6 protein-coding genes are annotated in these 6,617 nt (G+C 69.6%); 5 read left to right on the top strand and 1 reads right to left on the bottom strand.

The window, feature by feature from the left end; all coding sequences use genetic code 11:
- The first annotated feature begins 519 nt into the window (after positions 1–519).
- Positions 520–1,242 (top strand): GntR family transcriptional regulator, encoded by a 723-nt coding sequence (locus ABZ796_RS03155; protein WP_357334588.1) that lies wholly within the window; start codon positions 520–522, stop codon positions 1,240–1,242.
- Positions 1,239–1,898: a cache domain-containing protein gene (locus ABZ796_RS03150; RefSeq protein WP_357334557.1), complete on the top strand. Its 660-nt coding sequence runs from the start codon at positions 1,239–1,241 to the stop codon at positions 1,896–1,898. The genes ABZ796_RS03155 and ABZ796_RS03150 overlap by 4 nt, the downstream gene beginning before the upstream one ends.
- Here ABZ796_RS03150 and ABZ796_RS03145 read toward each other — a convergent pair.
- Positions 1,890–3,368 (bottom strand): DHA2 family efflux MFS transporter permease subunit, encoded by a 1,479-nt coding sequence (locus ABZ796_RS03145; protein WP_357334556.1) that lies wholly within the window; start codon positions 3,366–3,368, stop codon positions 1,890–1,892. The genes ABZ796_RS03150 and ABZ796_RS03145 overlap by 9 nt on opposite strands.
- A gap of 87 nt (positions 3,369–3,455) precedes the next feature.
- Between ABZ796_RS03145 and ABZ796_RS03140 the strand changes: the two genes are divergently transcribed.
- From ABZ796_RS03140 to ABZ796_RS03130, 3 genes are all read left to right on the top strand, one after another.
- Positions 3,456–3,869 carry a DUF3151 domain-containing protein gene (locus ABZ796_RS03140; RefSeq protein ID WP_357334554.1) on the top strand — a complete coding sequence of 138 codons (414 nt, stop codon included), beginning with the start codon at positions 3,456–3,458 and terminating at the stop codon, positions 3,867–3,869.
- Between the two features lie 96 nt (positions 3,870–3,965).
- Positions 3,966–5,432 carry a lysine--tRNA ligase gene (gene lysS / locus ABZ796_RS03135; RefSeq protein ID WP_357334587.1) on the top strand — a complete coding sequence of 489 codons (1,467 nt, stop codon included), beginning with the start codon at positions 3,966–3,968 and terminating at the stop codon, positions 5,430–5,432.
- 119 nt (positions 5,433–5,551) lie between these two features.
- Entirely contained in the window at positions 5,552–6,532 is a 981-nt protein-coding gene (locus ABZ796_RS03130; RefSeq protein WP_357334553.1) for a helix-turn-helix transcriptional regulator, read from the top strand.
- Positions 6,533–6,617 lie beyond the last annotated feature (85 nt).

Genomic DNA, 6,617 nt, shown 5'->3' with positions numbered 1-6,617 from the left:
GGTAACTCGGTCGGCAGTCACTCTCATCGTGGAGTTGGGCGCGGAGTGTGTCCGTTCGCCGAGGTAACTCGGTCGGCAGTCGCGGTCATCGTGGAGTTGGGCGCGGAGGGTGCCCGTTCACCGAGGTAACTCGGTCGGCAGTCGCGGTCATCGTGGAGCTGGGCGCGGAGGGTGCCCGTTCACCGAGGTAACTCGGTCGGCAGCCACTCCCGTCGTGGAGTTCCGCGCGGAGAGTGCCCGTTCACCGAGGTAACTCGGTCGGCATCCATTCGTACAGACGCCCCAAAACCAAGGAGTCGGATGCCCAGCGCCCCCCACAAGCCCTGGACATCCGACGATCTTGGGCGACCGACACCAAGTCTGCGTCAGTCGTGCGCACAGGTTAGGCATAGAAACGCCCATGGATCCAGATAGTTAAGACGAAATTCATGAACTTCTTGTGACGATTCGAACAGATTCGAACACCGGCGAGCGGCCGAATCATCTGGATCCATACATTAGAATTTCGGTGTGCGTGTGATGACCTCCCGAGCTCGCGCGGCCATCTTCGCCCCGATCGGCGACGAGGGCCGGGCGGCCCGCGTCGAGAACCGGCTCGCGGAGGCGATCCGCTCCGGCGTGCTCGCGCACGGCGAGCGGCTCCCGAGCGAGCCTGAGCTCGCCCAGATGCTCGGCGTCGCGACGGTCACCGCGCGCGAGGCGTTGGTCGCGCTGCGTGCCAAGGGTCTGGTGGTGACGACCCGGGGGCGCGGGGGCGGCTCGTTCGTACGTGCTCCGGAGAGCGGCGACCTCGTCGAGCACCGGCTCGCCGCGATGTCGCGGGTCGAGCTGCGTGACCGGGCCACGGTCTACCTGGTGGTGCTCACCGGCTGTGCGGAGATCGCCGCGGAGCGTACGGACCCCGACGAGGTCGAGGACCTGCGCGACCTGCTGATCCCCCTCAACGTCAGCGACGTGGCCCGCTGGCGCAGCGCCGACAGCGAGCTCTACCTGTCGGTGGCCGCGCTGACCCAGTCGGCCCGGATGACCCGCGAGGTGGTCCGCCAGGAGGCCGACTTCGGTGCGCTGCTCCGGATCCCGCTCAGCGAGCCGGGCTTCCGGGAGGCCGCGGCGACCCGGCATCAGGAGCTTGTCGAAGCCCTCGCAGCAGGAGATGCCGTCAGGGCCCGGGAGAGCGTACGTGAGCACGTCGCCCACTCCCTTGAACGCTTGGCCGAGATCCATGAGGCGGTGCGACGATGACCAAGACGATGACTCCCATCGACTGTGTGACTCAGGTCGAGCAGCATTTCGGGCCGATCGTGACCGAGCTCGAACGCGTACGCAGCGAGGTGGCCGCCCTCTTCGAGGCCGGCCCGGTCACCACCACGTCGCTGCGGGAGCGGCTCGAGCCCGGGTCGCTGGAGTTCCTGCGCAACCCCGACCTGATCGGTGGCGGCTTCGTCGTGGCCCCGGGTGTGCTCAGCGACCGTCGGCTCTACCTCGTCTGGTGGCAGGGCGAGGAGCGCGACTTCCTCGGTGACGCCGACGCGCCGGGCACCGGAGAGGCGATCGACTACACCCGCCAGCCCTGGTACCGCAGCCCGGAGCGTACGGGAGAGCTGACCCTCGTCGGGCCGTACGTCGACTTCGTCTGCACCGACGAGTACGTCATGACCACGACGATGCCGGTCTACGCCGGGGGCCGCATGGTCGGTGTCGCCGGGGCCGACACCCTGGTCGAGACGCTCGAGACGATGCTGCTCCCCGGGTTGCGGGAGGTCGGCGCGACGCTGGTCAACGGCCATGGCAAGGCGATCGTCTCCGCCGACCCGCAGCTGGCCACCGGCGCGCCGCTCGCCACCGCCCGGGACATGATCCCGTGCCGCGGGCTGCCGCTCTCCGTCGCTCTAGGGTGACGGCTTCGTCATGTGGCGCGGGGTGGTGAAGAAGAGCACCGCCACGAAGCCGACGGTGAGTGCGATCGCCGGTAGCAGCATCACCTCCGACATCGCCGCGGCGAACTCGGTGGCCACCTCGGGCGGGATCGAGGAGCCCGCTGCGGTCTCGTGGCCGCCCGCCAGCGATCCGCCGAGGCCGTGGGCGTTGAGGCGGAGGTCGATGAGCACGGCGACGGCGGCGGAACCGATCACCGACCCGACCAGCCGGGTGGCGTTGTAGACCCCGGCCCCCGCGCCGGCCAGCCGCATCGGCACGTTTCGTGTCGCGGTCGCCGCCAGGGGCGCCCAGACGGCGGCCGAGCCGAGGCCGAAGACGGCCATCGGCACCAGCAGCTGCCACAGCTCGGAGTCGACGGTCATCGGCACCGCGAGCCAGAAGAGCGAGGCGGCGCAGAGGAAGAAGGCCACGCCGGTGAGCAGCCGCGGGTGCACCCGGTCGGTCAGTCGTCCGACCAGCGGCGCGGCGACGAAGGAGACCAGCGCCATCGGGACCATCAGCAGCGAGGCCTCGAGCGCGGTGTAGCCGCGGACGAGCTGGGCGTAGAGCATCAGCGGGAAGCCCTGCGCGACGGCCGCGAAGCCCATGCAGGAGATCGCCAGGCTGGAGACCGAGAAGTTGCGGTCACTGAAGATGGACAGCGGCACCAAGGGCTCGTTCCGGTTGCGCGCCTGCCACCAGACGAAGAGCGCCATGATCGCGACGCCTCCCGCGACGAGCGCCCAGGTGAGGGTGTCCCAGCCCCTCTGCTCGCCGTTCTGCAGGCCGAAGACCACGCAGAACATCCCGACGCCGCTGAGTGCCACGCCGAGCCAGTCGAAGGCGTGCGCATGGGTCTCCAGCTCGGGAACCATCAGCCAGTTGAGGACGATCGCGACGATGCCGATCGGCACGTTGACGAAGAAGATCCACTCCCAGCCCCCGGCGGCGACCAGCGCCCCGCCCGCGAGCGGGCCGACGAGCGTGGCGATGCCCGCGGTCGCACCCCACAACGCCATCGCCGAGCCGCGCCGCTCGGCCGGGAAGATCCTGGTGATGGTCGCCATCGTCTGCGGCGTCATCATCGCTGCGCCGAGGCCCTGCACCGCCCGCGCCGCCACCAGCGACTCGATGCTGCCGGCGAGCCCGCACCACAGCGACGAGGCCGTGAAGACCGCCAGACCGGCGATGTAGACCCACTTGGGCCCGAATCGGTCACCGAGCCTGCCCATGATCAGGACCGGCACGGCGTACGTCAGCAGGTAGGCGCTGGTCACCCACAGCACCGCGTTGGCGCTCGCGTCGAGCTCGGCCATGATGTCCGGCGTCGCGACGGTCACGATCGTCATGTCGACCAGCAGCATGAAGAAGCCGATGCACAGCGCGAACAGCGCCCGCCACGGGTGCTCGGTCGTCGGCGCGGCGGACGTCTGTGTCACGGGCTGGGTCATGGCCACAGTCAACACCTGTTCGCCGACATCTCCGTGATCCGTCCGCCCGGGGAAAGCCGGTGGGTGGCTGCGGGCACAATGGTGGGCATGACCCACCAGGACCTGATGGCCAGCCCGCCGCCGACCCACCTCCCCGCCGACCCCGCGACCGACGAGCTGACCGCCGGGACCGAGCCCGCCGAGGTCGTCCGCCGCCACCCGGCCTCGCCCGCCGCCTGGGCCGCGCTCGCCACGGCCGCCAAGGAGGCCGGCGCCGAGGACGTGACCATCTACGCCTACGCCCGCGTCGGCTACCACCGCTCGCTCGACATGCTGCGCCGCAACGGCTGGAAGGGCCACGGCCCGGTGCCGTGGGAGCACGAGCCCAACCGTGGCTTCCTGACCAGCCTCGCCCTCCTCGCCGAGCAGGCCAAGGCGATCGGCGAGGCCGAGGAGTGGGAGCGCTGCAGCGAGTTCCTGCGCGACAGCAGCCCCACGGCGTACGACACGCTTCTGGGCTGAATTACCGAATCGCGTCGGACCAGCGATTTCGCCTAGCCTTGACCCGTGACTGAGCAGACCACCAACGCGCCCACCGAGCCTACTGATGGGCTTGACCTGAACGAGCAGATGATCGTTCGGCGCGAGAAGCGTGAGCGCCTGCTGGCCGAGGGCAAGAAGGCGTACGCCATCGAGGTCGGCCGCACTCACACGCTCGCCGAGGTGCGCGAGGCCTACGAGGACAAGCTCGAGGCCGGCGAGGAGACCCAGGACGTGGTCACCGTCGCCGGTCGGGTCATGTTCGTCCGCAACACCGGCAAGCTCGCGTTCGCGACGCTGCAGGAGGGCATCGGCACCCGGCTCCAGGTGATGCTCTCGCTCGCCGAGGTGGGCGAGGAGTCGCTCGCGGAGTGGAAGAGCCTGGTCGACCTCGGTGACCACGTCGCCGTGACCGGCCGGGTGATCTCCTCGCGGCGCGGCGAGCTCTCCATCATGGCCTCGAGCTGGGAGATGGCGTCCAAGGCGCTGCGGCCGCTGCCGGTGCTCCACAAGGACCTCTCCGAGGAGGCCCGGGTTCGGCAGCGGTACGCCGACCTGATCGTGCGCCAGGAGGCGCGCGACATGGTGCGTACGCGCGCGAAGATCACCCAGGCGATCCGCCGCCGTCTCGAGGACGACGGCTACCTCGAGGTCGAGACGCCGGTTCTGCAGCTCATCCACGGCGGTGCGCACGCGCGGCCGTTCAAGACCCACATGAACGCGTTCGACCAGCCGATGACGCTGCGCATCGCGCTCGAGCTCAACCTCAAGAAGGCCGTCGTCGGCGGCGTCGACAAGGTCTACGAGATCGGCCGGATCTTCCGCAACGAGGGCGTCGACTCCACCCACAGCCCCGAGTTCACGATGATCGAGGCCTACCAGGCCTACGGCGACCAGTTCACGATCGCCGAGGAGATGCGGCAGATGTACCTCGCCGCCGCCGACGCGGTGGGCTCGCGCCAGGTGGAGACGGACGCCGGCGTCATCGACCTCGACGGCGAGTGGAAGTGGCTGCCGGTCTACGAGGGCGTCTCCGAGGCCGTCGGCGTCGAGGTCACCCCCGACACCGACGTCGAGACGCTCAGGGCGCTCGCCGACAAGCACGACGTCGAGCTCGACCCGGCCTGGGGCGCCGACAAGATCGTCATGGAGCTGTGCGGCGAGCTGGTGGAGCCCCACCTGATCCAGCCGACCTTCCTGTGCGACTTCCCGGCGATCGCCCAGCCGCTTGCGCGGATCAACGACGAGGAGCCGGGCAAGGTGCTCGCCTGGGACCTGATCATCGGCGGCGTCGAGCGCGGCACCGGGTTCACCGAGCTGATCGACCCGGTCGTCCAGCGTGAGGTGCTCACTCAGCAGTCGCTCCTGGCCGCCGGCGGCGACCCCGAGGCGATGCAGCTCGACGAGGACTTCCTGCGGGCGCTGGAGTACGGCGCCCCGCCGATGGGTGGTCTCGGCCTCGGCCTGGACCGGGCGATCATGCTCTTCACCGGCGCCGGCATCCGCGAGACCATCCTCTTCCCCCTGCTCAAGCCCGAGGCCTGAGGGCCGGGCGGTTCGTCAAGGCATGCAGCCGAACCGACACATCCCTCGCGGAACTCCGCACGGGATGTGACGGTTTCCCTGCATACCTTGACGAACCGACACACGACTAAGGTGCCGATATGGAGAACGGCCGGTCGGAGACACTGATGACCGCGCTCGGGTTCGACCCGGGCGCAGCGCAGCTCTACAGCCGCCTCCTCCCGCTCAACGGCTGGCCGCTGGTGGTCGTGGCGGCGACGCTGTCGAGCTCCGAGGAGGAGCTGAAGGCGGAGGCCGCGCCGCTGATCGAGAGCGGCGTGATCTGCGTCGGCGAGACCTTGACGGTGCTCAGCCCGACCGCGGTGGTCGCACACATGCTGGAGCGGGCCGCGACCCGGGCGCAGGACGCCCACGACCACCTGCTGAAGATCTCCCAGTCGGTGCCGTACGTCGCCGGCACCGCTGCTCGCCTCCCGGGCACGGTCGGCGAAGAGCATCCGATCGACGGCGAGGTGATCGCCACCGAGTTCACCCCGGAGACCTTCGAGCGGCTCGTCTCGGCCACCTCGGGCGACATGATGTGGCTGCGCCCCGCGGTGACCGTGCATCCCTCGGAGATGCGGTTCATCTCGGTCATCGAGTCCACGATCAAGTCGGGTCGCCGGTGCCGTGGCATCTATCCGGTGGCGGCCTTGAAGCACTCGCCCGACGTGCTGCGGATGCGGGTCGAGATCGGCGAGGAGGTCCGCATCCTGCCCCGCGTCGCCACCCACCTGATGGTGGTCGGCACCACGCACGCGATGTTCCCGGACCCGCTCGGACCGGTGGAGCAGCCGATCATCAACGTACGCCAGCGGGGCATCGTCGAGGTCGTGACCCGCTACTTCGAGGAGCTGTGGCGCCGCGCCCTCCCGGCGGCCGAGCTCGACGACCTGCCCAACGCCGAGCGCCGCCTGCTGCTCGCCGAGCTGGCCAGCGGGGCCCAGGACGAGCAGATCGCCCGGAGGCTCGGTGTCTCGCTGCGTACCGTCCGGCGACGGGTCGCCGAACTGCTCGAGGAGCTCGGTGCGACCTCACGGTTCGAGGCCGGTGTCGAGGCCGCGCGGCGAGCCTGGCTGTGACGTACGCGCCTGAATTTGCTAGCGTGTGGTCGCAAGAGCCCTGGTCTTGCCAGGGTTTCTTGCATTTTGTAGATGGATTCAGCAC

Source organism: Nocardioides sp. NPDC047086 (assembly GCF_040643685.1).
Taxonomy (GTDB): domain Bacteria; phylum Actinomycetota; class Actinomycetes; order Propionibacteriales; family Nocardioidaceae; genus Nocardioides.
This window is presented reverse-complemented; position numbering and strand designations above follow the sequence as displayed.